This is a genomic window from Blastocatellia bacterium, from assembly GCA_035573895.1.
Taxonomy (GTDB): domain Bacteria; phylum Acidobacteriota; class Blastocatellia; order HR10; family HR10; genus DATLZR01.
Window position 1 is genome coordinate 13,015 of record DATLZR010000164.1, and the last position, 20,906, is coordinate 33,920.

Consider the following 20,906-nt stretch of genomic DNA (forward strand, 5'->3'; position numbering starts at 1 on the left):
ACTCACCGGGCCGTGCGAATAAGCAGTACTCGCTCCCCTTTCCTGCGAGCAGCCGAGCGACACCCGTTTATTCTTCTTCGGCTTTGACCCGGCCTTCGGCGCGCGCCTCCGCGATCAATTTTTGCGCGATGTGCGGGGGCACCTCATCGTAGTGAGAAAGTTCCATCGTGTAACTGGCCCGTGCGCCGGTGATGGAGTTGAGCGTGGATTGATAGGTGAGCATTTCGGCCAGCGGCACCTGAGCCTTGATGACCTGTTGTTTGCCGCGCGCATCCATGCCGAGAATGCGCCCCCGCCGGGAATTCAGGTCACCGATGATGTCCCCGGCGAATTCCTGCGGCGCCACCACCTCCACGTTCATGATGGGTTCGAGAAGGACGGGATTGGCTTTCTCCATCGCCTGACGGAAGGCTTTGATCCCCGCCAGCTTGAACGAGAGTTCGTCGGAGTCAACCGGATGGGTTTGGCCATCAATCAATTCGACGCGGAAATCCACCACGGGGTAGCCGGCCAGTGGACCGTTGGCTGCCGCTTCGAGAATGCCTTTTTCGACGGCGGGCCGGAATTGCTGGGGGATGACGCCGCCGAAGATTTTGTCCACGAACTCAAAGCCGCCTCCACGGGGCAGCGGCTCAAAGATGCAGGTGCAATCGCCGAATTGACCGCGTCCGCCGGTCTGCTTCTTGTGTCGGCCTCGCGCTTCGACGCGATTTTTGAACGTCTCCCGATAGGGAACCTTCGGCAGTTTCAGCGTCACGTCCACGCCGTAGCGTTTCTTGAGCCGGGCCACCGTCGTCTCAATGTGAAGCTGGCCAGTCCCCGACAGCAAGAAATCCTTCGTCTGAGGATCACGCTCGAAGGTGAGCGCCAGGTCCTCTTCGAGCATCTTGTGCAGAGCGGCCGAGAGCTTATCTTCGTCGGCCCGCGACTTGGGTTCGATGGCAAACGCGATGGCCGGTCGAGGAAACGTCACCGGCTCGAAAACGATCTGGTGAGCTTTATCGGTCAGAGTATCGCCCGTGTGCGTGTCCCGGAGTTTGGTCACGGCACCGATGTCTCCCGCGTGAAGCTCCGGCACTTTTTCCAGCTGCTTGCCCTGAACCACGTGAACCGGCCCGAGCCGTTCTTGAACTCCCCGCGTCACATTGAAGGCCGTCATATCGGATTTGATGATGCCGGAATAGACTTTGAACAACGTGATGCGTCCGGCGAAGGGATCAGCAATGGTCTTGAAGACAAAGGCAGCATAGGGAGCATCATCGGTGATCAACCGTTCCACCACCGGAGCATCGGGTCCCACCCCTTCGCGTCCTCGAACGATGCGCCTGTCAACCGGAGCGGGAGCGAATTCCACGAGGGCATCCAGCAGCGGCGGAATGCCATAAACGGAGAGAGCCGACGCCGCGAAAACCGGGACCAATTGTTTCTCTCGCACGGCGGTCTTGATTCCGGCGATCAATTCCTCATCGCTCAGAGTTCCTTCGGCGAAGAACTTCTCCATCAGCTCGTCGGAGCTTTCCGCCACCATCTCGACGATGGCCTCGCGTGCTTTCTCGACGTCCTCCTTCAAGTTTTCGGGCACTGGGATTTCAGTCGCCGTGCCGCTGCCATCGGCGGCAAAACGGTAGGCGCGCCGGGTGATGACGTCAACCAGCCCGCTGAACTCGCGCTCCTGACCAATGGGCAGGTGGAACGGAAGAATGCCGCGACCGAAGGTGCTGCTGCACGAGGCCACAGCCGCCGCGAAATCGGCCCGTTCGCGGTCGAGTTTGTTAATGACGATGAGCCGGGGGACATCGAACTCCTCGGCGTAACTCCAGGCCTTTTCCGTCTGCACCTGGACCCCCTCGACGGCATCCACCACGACCAGAGCCGCATCAGCCACGCACAGGGCCGAGCGGGCATCGTGAATGAATGCCTGGTAGCCCGGCGTGTCCAGGAGATTAATCTTCGTCCCCTTCCACTCCAGATGGGCCAGGGCCGTGTGGATGGTGATCTTGCGCTCGATCTCATCCTCGTCGTAATCGGTGACCGTCGTCCCCTCGTCCACCCGTCCCAGGCGCGGAGTGGCTCCCGCGACGAAAAGCATGGCGGAGACAAGCGATGTCTTTCCCGCATCTCCGTGACCAACAACGGCGATATTTCTGATGTCTTTCCCCAGGTAGGTTTTCATCAGCAGATCCTCCGACGATGACATCGCGCCGGCAGCCCACCGACGGGGGCATGCCGCTTCGTCTCATCGTTTCCGGGCCTGGCCGGCAGCCTGAAAAACTGTCTCTTACTATACCCCCGACGGGCGCGCAAGGCTCAAATTTAACACACTTCCGCTCGAGCGCAAGCGGAAGTGCCGAAAGCATCGCCGTAAGAGTGGGTGAAATGAAGAGAACCGGTTACGGCTCAGGTCGTGCCCTGCAGAGGGGACGACCTCGCCATCCGCTCCCCGTCGCGTGGAGGAAAATTGCTGGTTGCAATGGACCTTCGACTTCCCTATAATGGTCGTGCTTTTGTTTTCTGGAGCCATGACGATCGCCGTTGACAAAAGTCAGTATCAATCGGTCCTCTGCCCCCACTGCCAGGGCACGGGCTGGGAGTACGTGGATGAGCGAACGGTGAAACGGTGCCGCTGTCGCACGCAGGATCGGCAGAGGATAATCGAGCGGCTCCTGGAGGCATCGCGGATCCCTCCGCGATATGCCGAATGTGGATTCCACAACTACGAACCTCAGGGGGCTCCAAATTCCGACGAGAACAACTCCCAGCGCATGGCCTTGCTCATCTGCAATCGGTTTGTCAAGGAATATCCCAATGTTGATCGGGGATTGCTACTCATCGGCCCCTGCGGCGTGGGCAAGACGCATCTGGCCGTGGCCACCATCCGCGAGCTGATTCGCCAGAAACTCGTCCCCTGCCTCTTCTACGATTTTCGCGATCTGCTCAAGGAGATTCAGGACAGCTATAATCCGGTGTCGCAAACGAGCGAACTGCGGATTCTCCTGCCGGTGTACGAAGCGGAAGTGCTGGTGCTCGATGAGCTGGGGGCCGCCAAGCCCACCGCCTGGGTACAGGATACGATGACGCAGATCATCAATAACCGCTACAATCAGAAAAAAATCACCATCTTCACCTCCAACTACCTCGATGTCTCCGCCAGCGCCATGGAAGAGACGTTGACCGATCGCGTGGGCGAACGCTTGCGGTCTCGCCTCTACGAGATGTGCCGCCTCGTCGAGATCAAAGGATCGGATTACCGACAGCGCCGACGATAGCCTACCACTACTGTGGCGCAGGATTTCCGGCCTGTGATTCGCTCGCTCGCGGCCTGGAAAGGCTAGGCTGTTTTCTTGCAATGGGAAACTCGGTTCCGTCCTCCTTACTCATCGCTACCCGCAACCGGGGAAAGCTGGCTGAAATCATCGAGCTGTTGGAGGGAGTTCCGCTGACGATCATCGGTTTGGAGGCGTTCCCCCCGTACCCCGAAGTCAGCGAATCGGGGCGGACTTTTGAAGAAAATGCCCTGATCAAAGCCCGCTACTACCATGACCGAACGGGATTGCTGACGGTGGCCGACGATTCGGGTCTGATGGTGGATGCCCTGGGAGGAGAACCGGGCATTCATTCCGCTCGCTATGGGCCGAGCGATGCCGAGCGAATTGCTCGACTCCTGGACGCCTTACGAGACGTTCCGCCGGAGAGACGCACGGCCCGTTTTGTCTGCGTCGTCGCTCTGGTGGGGCAGGGGATCGAGAAGACGTTTCGGGGCGAAGTGGTCGGTCGCATCCGAACGGTCCCGGCGGGAAGCGGAGGCTTTGGCTACGATCCCGTGTTTGAGTATCCTCCGCTTGGCAAGACCTTCGCCGAACTCAGCCGGGCGGAGAAATCCGCCGTCAGCCATCGGGGACGCGCCTTCCGCCTCCTCCGCGAGTTTCTCCTCGGCTTCATTGCAGAGACATCTCGGTAGCGCGGGCTTTCCCGCCTGTGACTTTTTCGCCGCCTGGAAAGGCTGCGCTACTTCCCCCAATCGCGTTTATAGCGAAAGTCGTGGGTGATCGTTCGGGAGGAAATCTTGGGGCACAGCGGCATGCGCCGCTTGAACTGAGAGGACTGGACCATCGTCATCACCCGCCGGACGGACGCTTCGTCGTATCCTCGCTGGATCACCGCGTCCAGCGACAGGCGTTTGTCCACCAGTTCGACGAGGATGCCGTCCAGAATCTCATAGGGCAGGCCCAATTCGGCTTCATCGGATTGGCCGATCCAGAGGTCAGCCGTCGGCGTCTTCTCGATGATGCGCGACGGCACGCCGAGGTGCTGCGCCAGCAGCCTCACTTCGGTTTTGTACAGATCGCCGAGCGGCCAGAGCGCCGCTGCCATATCGCCGTAGAGCGTTCCATAGCCCACGAGCAGTTCGGTCTTATTGCTCGTCCCGATGACCAGCGCCCGCAGGGCTGCCGATAAATCATAGAGTACGATCATGCGGGTTCGAGCCATCACATTGCCCCGTCGAATACGGTCGGCATCGGGAACCTGATCGAGGTAGGCATCTACCATCGGCGTGATGTCAACGGTGATCGCTTGAATCCCCAGGACGCGAATAACCTCCTGGGCGTCCGTCACGCTGGAGGGATCGCTCGTTTTATAAGGCAGGAGCACGCCATAGGTGTTTTCAGCCCCCAGAGCCTGGGCCGTGAGGAAAGCGACGACCGAAGAATCGAGTCCGCCGGAGAGGCCGATCACGCCTCGATCAAAACCCACTTTGGTTACTTCCTCGCGGATGAAGCGGCGCAACAGGTCCGCCGTCAGGGCCGGATTGAACGTGGCGAAGGAAACACTCGGTGATGTTTTAGAGACTGCTGTCATAGCCGGTCAACCGGTGCCGCTCAGCATAAATGCGCTTGAGTTCGCGCAGCGTGAGGTCAAGACGCTCATCCCGGAGCAACGGATAAAACGTGCGGGCGCGACGAATCTCCTGCTGATCGAGTTCAGCCACAAGCAGCGTCTCATCCGGCTCCGAAGCCCGCACGACCGGGCGCCCGAAAGGATCAACCACTTCCGAGCCTCCGGAGAAAAAGGCTCCGTCTTCAAATCCAACCCGATTCACGTAGAGGGTATAGATCATGTACGCTTGCGAGGCTGCCCGGGTGATCGTCTCCCAGGCCAGCCTGCTGCCCAATTTCTCCTGCTGGCGCACGCCGCGTCCCGGACCGGCGGAGAGACAGAGGATGACCTGGGCTCCGTCCTGAGCCAGCACGTAGGTCGTCGAGGGATGCCACATATCCTCGCAGATAAGCATCCCCATACGTCCCCAGCGCGTGTCAAAGGCTCGCAGCATCTCTCCCGGTGCCAGGTAGCGCCCTTCGTCGAACATCCCGTACGTCGGCAGGTAGACCTTGCGATGGATATGTCGCAGTTCGCCGTGACTGAGATAGGCGGCCGCATTGAAAAAGCGAAAATCGTCGGCCACCTCGACGAACCCGACGACGATGTCAATGTCATGGATTTCGCTCTGCTCGGCGAGCGTGGCGAAGATGTCCGACCGGCGCGGATCGAGGGCCACATCGGGGACCAAATCCTCCAGGTAGTACCCGGTCAGCGAGAGTTCAGGAAAGACAATGAGATCACTTCCCCGCTCGACGGCACGGGCGATGTACTCGCGGTGAATCTCCAGATTGCGCCTGAGGTCGCCGAGGACGGGCTTGATTTGCGCCAGAGCGACGGTGAATTTCATCTCGGCTCCCTCCTTTTCATCGGCTCCAGAATGGTATCACAAAGCCTTTTCCCGATGAAGAACCCGCCCGGGAGAAATTCCCGGTGAAGGTGAGGAACTGTGGGTGAGCGGTTCGTTTCAGGGGTGAGGATGGGCTGATTCGGGCCAGATACAACCCTACCAACATCGGTTCCGTCGCGCCCCGTCCGGCGTGTGCCAGAACGTCATGGTGATTAACCCCGTAAGCCCCTCCACAAGTAGCCGCTTCTTCAGGTGGACTGAGGTGAAGATTCCGGCCCACAGATCAACGGTTTCCAGGGATCACTCTCATCAGCGGGCACTTTTCCACCTGTGGGCGATTCTCATTTTCATCGGTTCTGCGCCGAGCCCGGGACTTCATGAGGAACTCCTCGGGGGTGCGCTCCTCGGGCGTGCCTGGTGAACCCGTTGGAAGCGGGCGCTCCCCGGCGTCCCCGGGCACGACCGACTCATCGGCCAGAACCACTAGCCACCTGATGCCGCAGACTGAGACCAAAAGGGCATAAAGTGAGGCGGCGAATCCCATCGGCTGATGCGCGGCGATAGAGCCCGCAGGCCGCCCCCTCGGACGATTTACCAACCCGGGGTCAATGTGAGAGAATTATCTCCGGTATGAGGCGAGATGTCTTATGCATCAGAGCCTTCTTCTACAAGAACTGGATCATGGCCAAGCGCAATATCTTCTCGTTGCTGGAGCTGGCGTTCTGGCCGACGGTCGGACTGCTCTCGATCGGCTTGATGACGCGCTATCTCGGATTGGACGCCAATACGCGAGCGTTCGTTTTGATCGGGATTTTGGCGACAGCGACGCTTCATGTCTGTCAGTTGGATGTCTCCTATAGTCTGCTTTACTCGGTGTGGAGCAAGAGCGTAAAGCATGAGTTCATTGCTCCGGTTCGGGCTCACCATCTGGTGCTCGGCTCCTGGATGATGGGCATGGTTCGGGCGACCATCGTCGTGGTGGCCGTGGCCGTGCTGGGGCGATCCGCATTTGATTTTGATTTTCTGGCTCCGGGGCTGGGTCGTGCGGTGCTGTTCACCTTTGGTGTTTTTTGCAATGCCGCCCTGGTGGGGATGATCGTTTGTGCGCTGGTCCTGTTGCTGGGCCAGCGCGCGGAGATCGCCGCCTGGTCGCTCGATTATTTGGTGATGGTTTTATGCGGGATGTACTACCCGGTGGAGCTTTTGCCCGCGCCGGCGAAGATGCTTGGGAGTATGCTCCCGATCACCTACTTCCTCGAATATTTTCGCTCTTTTTACGGTTTTTCCAGCGCCTTCGCGCATCCGCTGGCCACTGGCTATGGATTGGCGCTCCTCTATTTCCTGGGGGGATTGGTGCTTCTGGATGCCGCTATTCATCGGGCGCGTCGCAGCGGCGTTTTGATGAAGCTCTCGGAGTGAGACAGTGAGAGGACCCTGCGCGATCCTGAGCGGTCAGCGGCCCGGAGGCGATTGATCATGGGTGATGGCTGATGGATAAACCCGACTATTACGCGATTCTCGGCGTCAGTCGAGAGGCGACACCGCAGGAGATTGATCGCGCCTATCGCAAGCTCGCTCGCCGATACCATCCCGAACTCAATCCCGGCGATGAGGAGGCGGAGGAGATCTTCCGTCGCATCGCTGAGGCCTATGAGGTGCTGAGCGATCCCCGAAAGCGCCAGATTTACGACCGGTACGGCGAGTATCGAGAGGATCTGGACCCCGAGGCGCGGCCTGCCGCTGACGTTCTTTTCGAGGGTTTTGACTTTGGGTTAGGAGAGAAGTCCTTCGGCGATATTTTTGAAGAGTTGTTCGGCGAGGAGGCGGCTCGGAAAAAGGAGCCCCAGCGCGGAGCCGATCTGGAGGTTCCGCTGGCGGTGACATTTGAACAGGCTCTGACCGGGACGACGGCGACGGTGACGGTGCGACGGAGTGAAACCTGTACGATGTGTGGCGGTCGTGGAGAGACGAGCGAGCCTCCGACGACATGTTTTCGCTGTGGCGGATCGGGACGCAAACAGATCAGTCGGGGGCGGCTGCGGTTGAGCGCCCGTTGCGACCACTGTCAAGGAACCGGTCGCAGTCATCCCCTCTGCCCCCGATGTCGCGGCGAGACGCGCACGCCGCTTACCGAGACGATCACCGTTCAGATTCCGCCCGGCGTGGATACCGGTTCGCGCATTCGTGTTCCTGAGAAAGGCGAAGCCGGCCTGTACGGAGGTCCTCCGGGCGATCTCTACATCGTCACCAACGTGGGGACCCACCCGTTTTTCGTGCGCAAAGGCGACAACATCTACTGCACCGTGCCCATCACTGTTGCCGAGGCCATTCTGGGAGCGAAGATCGAGGTCCCGACGATTCGCGGGAAAGCCTGGCTGCGAATCCCTCCGGGAACGCATTCGGGGCAGGTCTTTCGCCTTCACGAACAAGGGGTGCCGAGCTTGCGGGGAGATGTTTGTGGCGACCAGTATGTCGAAGTCAAGATCGTCATCCCTCGGTTGGTGGATCAACGATCGCGCGAGCTGATTCGGGAATTCGAGGAGCGGAATCCGGAGAATCCTCGCGCCGAGCTGGACCGGATCGCGCCGATTATCCGGCAGGCCGACGGCGAGTCGTGAATTGACAGGTTCGCTCCGGCTCAGTAGTCTTTTTAAGCCGACCTTGATGGAGGAGGTTAATTTCGCCGATTGAAGAAGGTCATCCTGGCACAGAAAGGGATCGAATCACTCTTTGGCCCCAACGACCAGAATCTCCGACTGCTCGAATCGGCCCTCCAGGTTCAGGTGGACGCGCGGGGTGGAGACCTGATCATTCAGGGGGAGCCGGAGGATGTAGCGACGATGGAGCGCATCCTCAACGAGTATGCCGCCTTGGTGGAAGAGGGGCGGCAGCCGTCGGATCGAGAGCTGCGGCTGGTGCTGCGGCAAATCGCGGAGGATCGTTCCTACAGTCTGGCCGACCACTTCCGCCTGGGAACGCTCACGCTGACGGGCAAAAAAGCGGTGGTGGCTCGCTCGCCCAATCAGCTCCGGTATTTGCAGGCGATGGAGGCCAACGATCTCGTCTTCGCCATCGGCCCGGCAGGAACCGGCAAGACCTACCTGGCCGTCGCCACGGCGGTGCAGATGCTCCTGGCCAAGCGCATCCGTCGCATCATTCTCACCCGGCCGGCTGTCGAAGCCGGAGAGAAGCTCGGCTTTCTCCCCGGCGATATTCAGCAGAAAGTGGACCCCTATCTCCGCCCGCTCTATGATGCCCTCTATGACCTGCTCGACTACGAGCGGATCGAACGGCTCCTCGAACGCATGGTGATCGAGATTGCTCCGCTGGCCTTCATGCGGGGGCGCACGCTGTCGGAAGCCTTCATTATTCTCGACGAAGGCCAGAATACGACGTCCGAGCAAATGAAGATGTTCCTCACTCGCATCGGCCTGGATTCCAAGGTGGTCGTCACCGGCGATATTACCCAGATTGACCTCCCGCCGGGCAAGAAATCGGGACTGGTGGAGGCTCAGGAATTGTTCGCGGGTCTGCCGGGCATCGCCTTCGTCTACTTCACCGAACGAGATGTCGTGCGCCATCCCCTGGTGAAAGCGATCATCAAAGCCTACGAGGATCACAGCCGAGGAGGCCGTCACAATCACACCACGTCGAGCGAAACAGTCCCCACGGAGTCGCGGTGACGGGGGAGGGGAAGCGATGGTGTACGTTCTCAATCGTCAACGTGCCGTGCGCCTGAACGGTCGGCGGTGGAGCCGGTTCGCCCTGCGTGTTCTGCAGGAGCTGGGAGTATCGCATCGCGATGTCTCGCTCGTTTTCGTCAGCGACGTGGCGATGCGCCGACTGAACCGGCAGTTCCGCGGGAAGGATCGCCCGACCGATGTCCTGGCCTTCCCGTGCGATCCCCTCGAAGGAATAGACTGCGACTACCTCGGCGATGTCGTCGTTTCGGTGGAAACGGCCCGACGACAGGCGGCCCACCATCGCATCCGACTGGAGCGGGAGCTGAAGAACCTCATCATTCACGGCCTGGCCCATCTGTGCGGCTACGATCATGAGACCGACACTGGTGAGATGAGACGGCTGGAACGGCGATTGCGACGGCGGTTGATCTCGTCGTCGGGGACGGGAAAGGCGCGACGGCAAAAGGACTGAGCCAGAAGCTATGTTCGCCCTTTTTATCGGTCTCATCGGTGTGCTCGTCTTCCTCTCCACGTTTGAGAGCGCGGTGACGCAACTGAGCGAGGTTCAGCTTCGCGTCCTCCGGGCGGAAAATGAGCGCAGTTTTCACGCGCGGTTTTTGCGCGAGCTGGTGGAGAATCGTCATCGGCTGCTGCTCACCGTCAGCATGGGCGTACAATTGATGATCATCTCGCTGACGATCACGCTCGTGACCCTGCTCCAATCGGAGGGGCGGGAACACCCGCTCCTCATGGGACTGGTGGGAATGGTCCTCGTCGTCAGTGTGTTTCGCCAGTTTCTGCCTCGTATGCTGGCGCAAAACAATCCGGAGAAGGTCCTGTTGCGGCTGCTGCCCGCCTTATCGGCAGTCTACAATGTCCTCTGGCCGCTCGCCTATCCGATTTATCGGGCACTGCAGTCGGTGAAAACCGCGTCGGTCGCCGAACCCGCCGGCGAGGAAGGCAGCGACGAGGAGATTCAAGCGTTCATTGATGTCGGCGAGGAAGCGGGCATCATCGAGGAGTCCGAGGGACAGCTCATTCAATCCATCGTGGAGCTGGGCGACAAACAGGTCCGGGAGCTGATGATCCCGCGCAGCGACATCGTGGCGGTGGATGCCAGCGCGACCATCGAGGACGCCATCCGGGTGGCCGTCGAATCGAACTACTCCCGGCTGCCGGTATACAAAGAGACACTCGATGACGTCATCGGAATCGTCTATCTCCGCGACCTGTTGAAAAAATTTCTCCGCGGGGGGGCCGTCGAGCGCGTCACCGGCGTCATGCGGCCGGCGTACTTCGTCCCGGAGACGAAACGCGCAGCCGATTTGCTCGATGAGATGAAACGGGCCCGAACGCACATTGCGCTGGCGGTGGACGAATATGGCGGGATTGCCGGTCTCATCACCCTGGAGGATATGATCCAGGAGATCGTCGGGCCTATCGAGGATGAAGATCAACCGGTCCCGGCGGACATCATCGCGCAACCTGACGGCAGCGTGCTCGTGCGCGGCACGACCGATGTGCGAAAACTCGAACTGCTCTTTGGGACCGAGATTGACGCCGATGATTTCACCACCGTGGCTGGGCTCATCCTCAAACATCTGGATCATCTGCCGGCGGTGGGCGAAGGCGTGCAATGCCACGGACTGCGATTTGAGGTGGTGGATGCTGATCCGCGCCGGATCCGGATGGTTCGGATTCGGCCCGTCGCCCCGATGGCCTCCGGATCCGATGCCGACGCGCGCTCGGTCTCCGTCGCCAAACCGGAACGCTCATGACCGACATAACGCTCTCACCCCTTCCCGACGCGCTCGACGAGGTCGTGCCGGACGAGCGACGAAAATCGGGACTGGTTGCGCTCATCGGCCGACCGAATGCGGGGAAATCAACACTGCTCAATCGCCTCATCGGACAGAAGATCGCCGCCGTCTCCGACAAACCGCAAACGACGCGCTGGCGAATTCGCGGTATTCTCACCGAGGAGCGCGGCCAGATCATCTTCGTGGATACGCCCGGCATTCACAAACCGAAGCATCAGATGAACGTCCGCATGATGCGCGCCGTCGGCCGGGCCATCGAGGACGTGGATCTGGTCCTGCTCCTGGTGGATGCGTGCGAATCGTTCGGCAGTGGCGATCGCTTTGTGCTCGACCTGGTGAAGCGGGCAGCCAAACCGACCTTTCTCCTCCTCAACAAGATTGATCGGCTCGCCGATAAGCGAACGCTTCTGCCGCTCATTGATCTCTACCGCCGGGAGTACGATTTCGCTGAGGTGATCCCCATCTCCGCTCTCACCGGGGAGAACCTCTCTCTGCTCGTGGAGAAGATTTTCGAATATCTGCCGGAGGGGCCGCTCTATTATCCCGAAGGGGAGATCACCGATCAGCCGGAGCGGGTCATCGTCGCCGAGATCATCCGGGAAAAACTCCTCATGGTCACTCACGACGAGCTTCCCTACGTCACGGCCGTGGTGACCGAGCAGTTCCATGACGAGGGATCTTTGCTGCGGATTCACGCGATCATCCTCGTCGAGCGAGAATCGCAAAAGCCCATCATTATTGGCAAAGGGGGAGAACGCCTGAAAAAAATCGGCACGCTGGCGCGCGAGGAGATCGAGTTCTTGTTCGGCAAGAAGGTCTTCCTTCAGTTGTACGTCAAGGTGCGCGAGCGCTGGCGGGACAGCGAGGCCGTTCTCGATCAGATCGGATTTGAACGCTGAAGTGGGTGGGAGCGACAGAGGTCCCGAGCTTTATGATCCTCCGTCCGCGAGAGCGGACAGGATCTCGGCGACCTCGCGATGACATCTGAACCGTTCGGGCGGTCTTTCGGAGGGAACGGTCCTGGGAGCCGTCTCCGACAGACCTTCTCATGAAGCGAGGCCGTCGCTCGGGAGCGAGGAAAATCTCACCGCAGGGGAGCGCGGAGGGAGAGAGAAGTGGTGAGACGATCCGTGCCCATCTGTGGTGAAAGTCGGAGGAGTCATTCATGGAGCCCCGGCTCCACCCGGGAACAATGAAAATCGGAGCCCCGGGATGAAAAAGGGCCCACGGATGATTGATCGGTGGGGGCCTTTCATCGGCGGCAACGGTTTTCTCCCTCGATCCGCGTGGTTTGGCGGGCTATTTTCGGAGGAACGATGACGAGACTCAAAGTGATTGCTGCGATTCTGGCCGTCTATGGTTTCTTCATGCTCAGCGGGGGAATCGTCGCGGATGCCTTCGGATTGCCGCCCAGAGCGCAGGTGGGGATGGCGGTCGGAGGGTTCCTCCTGCTCGTTTCGGCATTCGGATTATGGCGGCAGCGCCGGTGGGCAGCCGTGCTGGCGGTCGTGAGTCTGCTGACGATCAGCGGGGTGGTTTACTACAACGACTATCTGACCGATGGGACGGGCCAGGTTCACTGGCCGAGTCATTTGATTCGGGGACTGGTGGGGCTCGTTCTCATCGTCCTGATCCTCCGCGGCTGGAGGGTCTTAAAGTGAGGGATGACGGGCTCCCCCTTTCACTCGGTGAGCCAGTTGTAGTAGGATATGTCCCGGCTTTCAGGCAGAGGTGATCGTCAGGCATGACACAGGTTTACATCAAAGACGTGGGACGGTACGTTAACCAGGAGGTCACGCTCAAAGGCTGGCTCTACAATCTGCGGTCGAGCGGAAAGATTCTCTTCCCGCAAATTCGTGATGGCTCCGGCATCATTCAAGGCGTGGTGGTGAAATCGGCGGTGTCACCGGAGGTGTGGGAGGGATTTGAACGTCTCACGCAAGAATCCTCGATCATCGTACGGGGGCGCGTGCGGGAAGACAAGCGGGCCCCTGGAGGATATGAGATTGATGTCAACGACTTGCAGATCGTGCAGATCGCCGAGCCCTATCCCCTGGGGAAGAAGGATCACGGCATTGACTTCCTCATGGATCATCGGCATCTGTGGCTGCGATCGCGTCGCCCTCATGCCGTTTTGAAAGTTCGGCACGAGGTCATTCGAGCGATCCGCGACTTCTTCGATTCCAACGGGTTTGTCCTCTGCGATGCCCCTATTTTCACTCCGGCGGCCTGTGAGGGAACGACGACGCTGTTCGAGGTGAATTATTTTGACGAGCAGAAAGCCTATCTCACACAGTCGGGCCAGCTCTATAACGAAGCGGCCTGCATGGCCTTTGGCAAAGTCTACTGTTTTGGGCCGACCTTTCGGGCTGAACGATCCAAGACGCGACGGCACCTGACGGAGTTCTGGATGGTCGAGCCGGAGGTGGCCCACGCCACGCTCGAGGACATGATGCAGCTTGGCGAGCAGTTGATCCTGTACATCTTGGGTCGCGTCCTGGAGGCGAATCGAGCGGAGCTGGCCGTGCTGGAGCGAGATGTGTCGAAGCTCGAACGCATCGCGCCTCCTTTTCCGCGTCTGACCTACGAAGAAGCGGGCCGCCTGCTTCACCAGGCGGGTATTCCTTTTGAATGGGGCGACGATTTCGGCTCTCCACAGGAGACCTTCCTGTCCCAGCAGTTTGATCGCCCCGTGATGATCCATCGGTATCCGGCGGCGGTGAAGGCGTTTTACATGGAGCCTGATCCGGAACGGCCGGACCTGGCCCTCTGCGTGGATGTTCTGGCTCCGGAAGGATACGGCGAGATCATCGGCGGAGGGCAACGGATAGCGTCGCTGGAGCTGCTCGAGGAGCGCCTTCGTCAGCACCAGCTTCCCCGCGAGGCCTTCGAGTGGTATCTCGATCTTCGACGATTCGGTTCGGTCCCTCATGCGGGTTTTGGCATGGGGATTGAACGGGTCGTCGCCTGGATCTGCGGTCTGGAGCATGTCCGCGAAGCGATTCCTTTCCCCCGCATGCTTTACCGCTTGAGGCCCTGAAAGGGAAGGTCCTACTGATCGTGGAAGGGGGGAACCGTGGGGGTCTTCGACATCTACGACAAATTGAAAGACAAGTTGGGCGAAGAAGAGACCCGGCTGCTCATGCAATACTTCGACGAACGGTTTCTGGCCGGCGTCGCCACCAAGGGGGATCTCAACAAATCAACGGCGGAGCTGAAAGCCGTCGAGGAGCGCCTCAACGCGCGGTTGGAAGAGCTGACCAAGCGGGTGCGCACGGAGATCAAAGCCCTGGAGGAGCGCCTCGGCGGTCGCCTGGAACCGCTCGATCATCAGGTGGCCGAACAGGGGCGCAGCCTGGAGGCGCGCTTGCGGGAGTTCGAGGCGCGATTCCAGCAGAACGTCGCCCCGGTGCTGGAGCAATTCGGCGGGACAGTTCAACAGCTCAACGAACGCCTCGACGGACGCCTGCATGAATTCGACGAGCGCCTGGGAGCTGCCCTCACCGGCTTGCCCGAACGGGTCAATCGCAGCCTCGGGTCTCTCGATCAACGCCTGGTGGACGAAATCAAATCGCTCCAGGAATGGATCCGCATGCGCATTGAGTCGCACGAGGAGAATCTGGCCGGCGAGATCAAGAAGGCCAAGGGAACTCTCATCTTCTGGATGTTCACCTTCTGGCTCATCACCGTTGTCGTAATTCTCGGTACGCGGTTGCTCCTTCGTTAGAAGGCACAGGTGGAGCGGTATGACCCGACCTGACACCGCCATACGCTCGTTCGTCCAACGGACTCATCCTGCTCATACGGAGGTGACAGCTCATGCTTCCCACGCTCCACGATACATCACCCGTGCTGCTTGATTCTCCTCTGGGACGCGTTTCTCGGACCAGGACTCGGAGGTGGAGGCGCAGGATCCCGTTCGCTGTGGACCCCACACGACTCTTTCTTCGCTTCATCGAAATGGCCGAACTGCGGCCGGGGCACACCGTCATGGACGTCACGTTCCAGGGCAGTTTGTTTGCTCTTCAACTGCTTCGGCTGGTCGAACCTCAGGGAAAGGTTGTCTGCGTCGCCTTCACTCCCGACCATCTCGAACGCGCTCGAGCGGAAGCGCGGTCGTTCGGATTAGCTGTGGAAGCCCGCCTCGACTGGCGACTCCTGACGGCGAGCCGATTCCCCTTCGACGACGGGCAGTTCGATGTCATTACCTGTCACGGAGGATTCCGCTTTCTGAATGCATCCCGATTTTTCCAGGAGGCGGCGCGCGTGCTCGCGCCGGGAGGGCGACTTGTCCTGAGCGAGCGCCTGCTGCGGGCGACGTCGTTCGATCCGTTGTTCCTGAAACTGCGCCGCCTAAGCTATCGCTACTTGTGGAGAAACATCGAGGAAGCCGAAGCCACCTTCCATACGGCCGATGATCTGGCCGAAATGGCTCAGGCCGCTGGCTTCCGCCAGATTTTCATTCGCGGCCTGGAGCGTCCCCGATGGGGACGTCTGCCGGTGCTCTCCATTGTTCGTGCTCTCAAGTAACGGCGCTCCCTGTGGGGGAAGGCCCTTCTCCTGAGTACGGCCCCGACGGTGTGCCGTCTTCACGCGGGAGGTCTCGGATGAAGAAGATCAAAATCCTCGGCGTGCCGATGGATCTGGGAGCCGACCGACGCGGTGTGGACATGGGTCCTTCGGCCATGCGCATTGCCGGTCTTCGGCCTCGACTGCACGCCCTCGGCTATGACGTAGAAGACCTGGGTAATATCTCCGTCGCTATCCCGGAAGTGTTGCGCGTGATTGATAAAAGGGCCAAATACCTGCCCGAAGTCGCTCACGTGAGCAGAGAGTTGGCGCAACGGGTTCGGACCATCGTCGCCGACGGAGCCATTCCGCTGGTCCTCGGAGGCGACCAATCCGTCTCCATCGGGACGATTGCCGGTGTCGCGTCTCATTACCGCCAGCGCGGCCAGCGTATCGGCGTCATCTGGTTCGACGCCCATGCCGATATGAACACGCCCGAGACGACACCATCGGGCAACATTCACGGTATGCCCTATGCGATCTCGCTCGGCATGGGACCGAGCGAACTGACCGAGATCGAGGGATTTTCGCCCAAGCTCGATCCCTCGGTGTGCACGCTCATCGGTCCCCGCAACATTGATCCGCTCGAACGCGAGAACGTGCGACGAAGCGGGATCAAAGTCTTCACCATGCGCGAGCTGGATGAGCTGGGGATGCGGGAAGTCATGCGCCAGGCCATCGAGATCGCCACGCGGGACACGGTGGGATTTCACGTCAGCGTGGATATGGACTTTTTCGATCCCACCTATGCTCCGGGCGTGGGCACGCCCGAACGGGGAGGGGCGACCTATCGGGAAGGTCACCTGGCGATGGAACTGATCGCCGACACGAAAAAGATCGTCTCCCTGGAGATCGTCGAAGTTAATCCCGTTCTCGATGAGCGCAACCGCACGGCGGAATTCGCCGTCGAATTGGTTCTGTCGGCATTCGGCAAGAGAATCCTTTAGCGGGCCCAAAGGGTCCCCTCGCCTCGCGCCGATCCCTGGCGGGCCGATTCGATCACTGCCGCGAAGGACCCGCTCACGGCCGCCGGATGGAGAACCTCTGGCTCAAGACGCTTGTGAGGTCATCCCTCCGCCAAGCCGCCGGAGTGTGACCGCGCCCGACGACCGACTCTCCGGGCGGGTGAGGCTCACGCCCGATTCTCGATTCCGTGCTATACTTGCCGATGGAGGCGGAAACAGATGAGAAAGCTCCGCGTGGCTGTGATCTTCGGTGGTCGGTCGGGCGAACACGAAGTCTCGCTTCGGTCGGCAGCGTCCATTATTCGGGCGATGGACAGAAACAAGTATGACATCATCCCCATCGCCATCACCAAAGAGGGACGATGGCTGTCGCCCGCCGAGTCCGAGAAACTGCTTCCTCAGGAAGTTCTCACGGCGCCAACGGATTCGGTGGCGCTCCTGGCCGATCCGGTGGAGCAGTCCCTCGTTCGCTTTGACGGCGAGTGCCGCATTCTCAAACGCGAACGGGTGGATGTCGTCTTCCCCGTCCTCCACGGCCCCTACGGGGAAGACGGAACGATCCAGGGATTATTCGAGATGGCCAACATCGCCTACGTCGGTTCGGGCGTGCTGGCCTCGGCCGTCGGCATGGATAAGCACGTCATGAAACGGCTCTTCCGCGAAGCCGGCCTTCCGGTCGTGCGGTTCATCGCCTTTCTCCGCACGGAGTGGGAGGAGAATCCCCGTCGTCTCTGCCGCCGCGTTCTGGACGAAATCGGCCTGCCCTGCTTCGTGAAACCGGCCAATCTGGGGTCATCAGTGGGAGTGACGAAGGTCAAGGCAAAAGATCATCTGGCTGAGGCGATTGATCTGGCCGCCGCGTATGACCGGAAGATCATGGTCGAGGAGGCGATCACCTGCCGGGAAATCGAAGTCAGCGTCCTGGGCAACGATCATCCCATCGCCAGTTTGCCCGGAGAAATTATTCCCGGCGCCGAATTTTATGATTACGCCGATAAGTATCTCAACGATGCCGCTCAACTCATCGTCCCGGCCCGACTCCCGCAGCGCGTGATTCGCCGCTTTCAGCAGCTTGCCATTCGTGCCTTTCAAACGATTGACGCCGCCGGGCTCGCCCGCGTGGATTTCTTCCTCGAACGGGGCACGAATCGAATCATCATCAACGAGATTAACACCATGCCGGGTTTCACCGAGATCAGCATGTATCCCAAGCTCTGGGAGGTCAGCGGCATTCCTTTTCCGCAGTTGGTGGATCGCCTCATCGAGCTGGCTCTGGAGCGTCACCGGGAGAAATCACGCTCTCGCACAAGCTACGAGCCGCCCCGGTGATTCTCATCCCTCAGGTTCCAAGCGTCCGCTTCTCCGTCGGCGATAGCCCGCGTAGATGAGGGCTCCGGGCACACTCGCCACCACCGTCACCAGCAGCCACACGAGCGACAGAAGCACACACGCTTCCGCGGGAACGCCCACCGAGGAGAAAAACACAAGGAACCCATATTCTCGCACGCCCAGACCGTAGAGCGTCACCGGAACCATGCTCAACACCGAAATGATGGGGACGAAGACGAGAAAATAGGTCAGGGGGACGGCGATCCCCAGAGCGCGAGCGGTGATCGAGGTCGCACCGATCAAAAGCAGATCAAAGAGAAGCGAGATGCCGACGGCGGCGGCGATCACGCGAGGGGACTGACGATAGGCCCGACACGCCTCGCTCCAGCGAGCGATGATCCGTGTGAGCGTCTGTGCGCCGATGCGGCGACTCTGACGTTCCATCCAGCGGTAGGTTGTCTCCCGAAAGAGGATGACGTTCGCCGCTCCATAGACGAGCAATCCTCCAAGCAGGGGGTAGACCAGCGGAACATCGCTCACCCGAACATCTCCCGCGGCCGCGGTGATGGTGGCCAGAAGCAGGAGCGCCAGTAGCCCCGTGTTCCGATCCATGAACACCGATGCGGCCGAGGTTGTCGCCGATCCTGTTTCCCCCGCCAGATAGTAGACTTTCACCGCATCTCCACCGATCACCGTGGGGAGGAAAAAATTGAAGAACATGCCGAGGAAATAAAAACCCACCAGCCGGAGATACGCTACCGCCAATCCGAGGGGAGCAAGCAGAATCCTCCAGCGATAGGAGCTGAGAAGTTGACCGACGAGATAGAGCACGACGGCCAGGAGAAAGAGATCGCCTCGCAGCGAGGCGATGATCCCCCGCGCCTGCTCCCACTGAATGCGCCGGGCGAGCACCCCGAGGAGAGCGACGCTCACGCCGGTTCGGATCACAATGAGCGCCCATTTCTTCACGGCGAGAAAGTAGACGAGAGGCGTCGTCAGGCTGTCAATAGCGCCATCGGCCTCCGGAGGCCGTTTGCACAAAGTGCGGGAGATCTCCTCGTGGGGCAGGTCAGCGACCGGAAGGGGACCTTCGGGAACAGCGCGAGTCTGCGCAAACGCAGAGGCGGGACGGGCCATCGTCTCGCCGGAACCCGTCGGGCATCAGATGTCAAAGTAGACGACCGCCGTCCACTCTCCCTCACGCTCTTCGACGCTCAGTTGGTGGAGCGTGACGGCCTTGACGTGCATGCGCCCGTCGTGACGATCAGGATCGAAGCGCTCGCCACGCACGCGGGCGCGCAGTTCCTGAGGGGACAGCGCGATGATCTCCACCTCGGCCATGGCGAGTTTGTCGGCGTCCAGCAGATAGATGATCTCGCTCAAGAAGTCATAGAGGAGTTCTTCGTACCCGTTCGCGCGGAGAGTGATGAGGCGCTCCTGCTGAGGGGTCACGCGTTCGGGATCATACATGAGATGGAAAAGTCCTCGGGCCGCTTCCGCGAAAACCTCTTCGGCGCTTCGCCCGCGAGCCCGGACACCGATGTCCGCTGTATGGTCGAGGAATTCAAAGCCGGGTGACATAGCCGGAGAAGGGTGTCGTGGCTCTCTGCGTGTGAGTCGTCGAGTCCCGCATCCGCTCAGGACACGGGAGCGGGAAGAACTCCGAGCGCCTGCTGAATTCTCCCGATGAGCCGGCGCTGGACTTCAGGAAAGGGGCCTTCCAGCGAGCACCCCGATGCGTTCCGATGACCGCCGCCGCCGAACTCGCTGGCGATCCGGGCGACATTGACGGCTCCTTTTGACCGCAGGGAGACGCGATAACTTCCAGGGGCCAGTTCTTTGAAAAAGGCGACGACCTCGACATCGGCAATCGCCAGGGGATAGTTGACGATGCCGTCGCAGTCATCCTCACAGGCTCCGGCGCGATGCATCATCTCTTGCGTCATCACGATCCAGGCGATCCGTCCGCTCTCGTCGCACTGGAGCGTGGACAGGACCACGCCCATGAGCTGCACCTTGCAGAAGGGAAGGCTGTAGTAGATGGAGCGAGCGATTTTCGCCGGTTTCACTCCGTAGCGGACAAGCTCGCTGGCCACCTTGAAGGTGCGCTCGGTTGTGTTGGAGAAGTGAAACGACCCGGTGTCGGTCAGGATCGCCGCGTAGACGCACTCGGCGATCTCGACGGTGACCTTCACGCCGAGAGCCTTGCAGAGGTTGTAAATCATCTCGCCGACGGCCGACGCCGTGGAGTCAATCCAGTTAATGTCGCCAAACAGCTCGGTCGTCGAGTGGTGATCAATGTTGACGAGGAAGTAATTCTTGAGGTCCGTCAGGCCGGGGCGATCGGCATCGCTGCACTCGATGACGAAGACCGCATCATAGGGAGAGCCAAGCTGCGAGAGCCGTACAATGCGCTCGACTCCGGGAAGCTCGCCGTAAATGCGCGGCACCGGATCCTTCATCACCACGACGACATCTTTGCCAAGACTCTCCAGAATGTGCATGAGGGCGAGCGAGGACCCGACACCATCGCCATCCGGTCGCCGATGAGAAGTGATGGCGAACCGGCTTTTACTTTCGATCAGCTCGACAACCTGGCTGAGCATGAGTAAGAGACCAGAATTATAACGGCCCTCGAAGGCGAGTCAAGACAGTGTTCGCCGTTGGGTCGAAGGGGCGGACTTTTGAAACAGCGATTTTGGCAGATGGAGAATCCGGGCGTCTGTGGTGGAGTCGGAGGGCCGGGCGTTTCCCCGTCCGATCAGGGAACGCCAACAATGGCAATGTCATGGCGATTGGCCAGAGCCAGGAGGTC

The 20,906-nt window shown here is 60.3% G+C and carries 20 protein-coding genes; 14 read left to right on the plus strand and 6 right to left on the minus strand.

Features of this window, described 5'->3' with window-relative positions; genetic code table 11:
• Positions 1 to 67 precede the first annotated feature (67 nt).
• On the minus strand, positions 68 to 2,173 hold the full coding sequence (gene fusA, locus VNM72_14210; GenBank protein HXF06551.1) for an elongation factor G: 2,106 nt from the start codon (positions 2,171 to 2,173) through the stop codon (positions 68 to 70).
• A gap of 346 nt (positions 2,174 to 2,519) precedes the next feature.
• On the opposite strand from fusA, the gene VNM72_14215 reads away from it, so the two are divergent.
• Together VNM72_14215 and rdgB are read left to right on the plus strand one after the other, a co-directional pair.
• Positions 2,520 to 3,266 carry an ATP-binding protein gene (locus tag VNM72_14215; protein ID HXF06552.1) on the plus strand — a complete coding sequence of 249 codons (747 nt, stop codon included), beginning with the start codon at positions 2,520 to 2,522 and terminating at the stop codon, positions 3,264 to 3,266.
• 80 nt (positions 3,267 to 3,346) lie between these two features.
• Entirely contained in the window at positions 3,347 to 3,958 is a 612-nt protein-coding gene (gene rdgB / locus VNM72_14220; protein HXF06553.1) for an RdgB/HAM1 family non-canonical purine NTP pyrophosphatase, read from the plus strand.
• 47 nt (positions 3,959 to 4,005) lie between these two features.
• Here the strand turns inward: rdgB and VNM72_14225 are convergent, their stop codons facing one another.
• Together VNM72_14225 and VNM72_14230 are read right to left on the minus strand one after the other, a co-directional pair.
• On the minus strand, positions 4,006 to 4,857 hold the full coding sequence (locus tag VNM72_14225; GenBank protein ID HXF06554.1) for an NAD+ synthase: 852 nt from the start codon (positions 4,855 to 4,857) through the stop codon (positions 4,006 to 4,008).
• Positions 4,841 to 5,725, minus strand: coding sequence for a nitrilase-related carbon-nitrogen hydrolase (locus VNM72_14230; protein HXF06555.1), 885 nt, complete (start codon positions 5,723 to 5,725; stop codon positions 4,841 to 4,843). The genes VNM72_14225 and VNM72_14230 overlap by 17 nt, the downstream gene beginning before the upstream one ends.
• Positions 5,726 to 6,355: 630 nt before the next feature.
• Here VNM72_14230 and VNM72_14235 point away from each other — a divergent pair.
• From VNM72_14235 to VNM72_14290, 12 genes are all read left to right on the plus strand, one after another.
• Positions 6,356 to 7,144 (plus strand): ABC transporter permease, encoded by a 789-nt coding sequence (locus VNM72_14235; GenBank protein ID HXF06556.1) that lies wholly within the window; start codon positions 6,356 to 6,358, stop codon positions 7,142 to 7,144.
• A 71-nt stretch (positions 7,145 to 7,215) separates the two neighbouring features.
• A complete protein-coding gene (locus tag VNM72_14240; protein ID HXF06557.1) occupies positions 7,216 to 8,343 on the plus strand; it encodes a J domain-containing protein in 1,128 nt (375 codons plus the stop codon).
• Between the two features lie 69 nt (positions 8,344 to 8,412).
• Complete coding sequence (locus tag VNM72_14245; GenBank protein ID HXF06558.1) at positions 8,413 to 9,408, plus strand: PhoH family protein; 996 nt, start codon at positions 8,413 to 8,415, stop codon at positions 9,406 to 9,408.
• A 16-nt stretch (positions 9,409 to 9,424) separates the two neighbouring features.
• Positions 9,425 to 9,880 carry an rRNA maturation RNase YbeY gene (gene ybeY / locus VNM72_14250; GenBank protein HXF06559.1) on the plus strand — a complete coding sequence of 152 codons (456 nt, stop codon included), beginning with the start codon at positions 9,425 to 9,427 and terminating at the stop codon, positions 9,878 to 9,880.
• A gap of 10 nt (positions 9,881 to 9,890) precedes the next feature.
• Positions 9,891 to 11,186, plus strand: coding sequence for a hemolysin family protein (locus VNM72_14255; protein HXF06560.1), 1,296 nt, complete (start codon positions 9,891 to 9,893; stop codon positions 11,184 to 11,186).
• Positions 11,183 to 12,127 carry a GTPase Era gene (gene era, locus VNM72_14260; protein ID HXF06561.1) on the plus strand — a complete coding sequence of 315 codons (945 nt, stop codon included), beginning with the start codon at positions 11,183 to 11,185 and terminating at the stop codon, positions 12,125 to 12,127. The genes VNM72_14255 and era overlap by 4 nt, the downstream gene beginning before the upstream one ends.
• Before the next feature lie 417 nt (positions 12,128 to 12,544).
• Positions 12,545 to 12,889 carry a hypothetical protein gene (locus VNM72_14265; protein ID HXF06562.1) on the plus strand — a complete coding sequence of 115 codons (345 nt, stop codon included), beginning with the start codon at positions 12,545 to 12,547 and terminating at the stop codon, positions 12,887 to 12,889.
• Positions 12,890 to 12,972: 83 nt separating this feature from the next.
• Entirely contained in the window at positions 12,973 to 14,268 is a 1,296-nt protein-coding gene (gene asnS / locus VNM72_14270; GenBank protein HXF06563.1) for an asparagine--tRNA ligase, read from the plus strand.
• 36 nt (positions 14,269 to 14,304) lie between these two features.
• Positions 14,305 to 14,955, plus strand: a complete 651-nt coding sequence (locus VNM72_14275) for a hypothetical protein (protein ID HXF06564.1) — start codon at positions 14,305 to 14,307, stop codon at positions 14,953 to 14,955.
• Positions 14,956 to 15,152: 197 nt separating this feature from the next.
• On the plus strand, positions 15,153 to 15,758 hold the full coding sequence (locus VNM72_14280) for a class I SAM-dependent methyltransferase (GenBank protein HXF06565.1): 606 nt from the start codon (positions 15,153 to 15,155) through the stop codon (positions 15,756 to 15,758).
• Positions 15,759 to 15,835: 77 nt separating this feature from the next.
• Positions 15,836 to 16,744, plus strand: coding sequence for an arginase (rocF, locus tag VNM72_14285; GenBank protein HXF06566.1), 909 nt, complete (start codon positions 15,836 to 15,838; stop codon positions 16,742 to 16,744).
• Positions 16,745 to 16,981: 237 nt separating this feature from the next.
• Complete coding sequence (locus tag VNM72_14290) at positions 16,982 to 18,091, plus strand: D-alanine--D-alanine ligase family protein (protein ID HXF06567.1); 1,110 nt, start codon at positions 16,982 to 16,984, stop codon at positions 18,089 to 18,091.
• Between the two features lie 3 nt (positions 18,092 to 18,094).
• On the opposite strand, the gene VNM72_14295 is transcribed toward VNM72_14290, so the two are convergent.
• From VNM72_14295 to VNM72_14305, 3 genes are all read right to left on the minus strand, one after another.
• Entirely contained in the window at positions 18,095 to 19,132 is a 1,038-nt protein-coding gene (locus VNM72_14295) for a lysylphosphatidylglycerol synthase transmembrane domain-containing protein (protein ID HXF06568.1), read from the minus strand.
• Positions 19,133 to 19,252: 120 nt separating this feature from the next.
• Positions 19,253 to 19,672 (minus strand): archease, encoded by a 420-nt coding sequence (locus tag VNM72_14300; GenBank protein ID HXF06569.1) that lies wholly within the window; start codon positions 19,670 to 19,672, stop codon positions 19,253 to 19,255.
• 56 nt (positions 19,673 to 19,728) lie between these two features.
• Positions 19,729 to 20,697, minus strand: coding sequence for a bifunctional oligoribonuclease/PAP phosphatase NrnA (locus VNM72_14305; GenBank protein HXF06570.1), 969 nt, complete (start codon positions 20,695 to 20,697; stop codon positions 19,729 to 19,731).
• Between the last annotated feature and the right edge of the window lie 209 nt (positions 20,698 to 20,906).

Coding starts and splice junctions, on each gene's coding strand:
- fusA (HXF06551.1), bottom strand. CDS start 2,173: ATGAAAACCTACCTGGGGAAAGACATCAGAAATATCGCCGTTGTTGGT.
- VNM72_14215 (HXF06552.1), top strand. CDS start 2,520: ATGACGATCGCCGTTGACAAAAGTCAGTATCAATCGGTCCTCTGCCCC.
- rdgB (HXF06553.1), top strand. CDS start 3,347: ATGGGAAACTCGGTTCCGTCCTCCTTACTCATCGCTACCCGCAACCGG.
- VNM72_14225 (HXF06554.1), bottom strand. CDS start 4,857: ATGACAGCAGTCTCTAAAACATCACCGAGTGTTTCCTTCGCCACGTTC.
- VNM72_14230 (HXF06555.1), bottom strand. CDS start 5,725: ATGAAATTCACCGTCGCTCTGGCGCAAATCAAGCCCGTCCTCGGCGAC.
- VNM72_14235 (HXF06556.1), top strand. CDS start 6,356: ATGAGGCGAGATGTCTTATGCATCAGAGCCTTCTTCTACAAGAACTGG.
- VNM72_14240 (HXF06557.1), top strand. CDS start 7,216: ATGGATAAACCCGACTATTACGCGATTCTCGGCGTCAGTCGAGAGGCG.
- ybeY (HXF06559.1), top strand. CDS start 9,425: ATGGTGTACGTTCTCAATCGTCAACGTGCCGTGCGCCTGAACGGTCGG.
- VNM72_14255 (HXF06560.1), top strand. CDS start 9,891: ATGTTCGCCCTTTTTATCGGTCTCATCGGTGTGCTCGTCTTCCTCTCC.
- era (HXF06561.1), top strand. CDS start 11,183: ATGACCGACATAACGCTCTCACCCCTTCCCGACGCGCTCGACGAGGTC.
- VNM72_14265 (HXF06562.1), top strand. CDS start 12,545: ATGACGAGACTCAAAGTGATTGCTGCGATTCTGGCCGTCTATGGTTTC.
- asnS (HXF06563.1), top strand. CDS start 12,973: ATGACACAGGTTTACATCAAAGACGTGGGACGGTACGTTAACCAGGAG.
- rocF (HXF06566.1), top strand. CDS start 15,836: ATGAAGAAGATCAAAATCCTCGGCGTGCCGATGGATCTGGGAGCCGAC.
- VNM72_14290 (HXF06567.1), top strand. CDS start 16,982: ATGAGAAAGCTCCGCGTGGCTGTGATCTTCGGTGGTCGGTCGGGCGAA.
- VNM72_14300 (HXF06569.1), bottom strand. CDS start 19,672: ATGTCACCCGGCTTTGAATTCCTCGACCATACAGCGGACATCGGTGTC.
- VNM72_14305 (HXF06570.1), bottom strand. CDS start 20,697: ATGCTCAGCCAGGTTGTCGAGCTGATCGAAAGTAAAAGCCGGTTCGCC.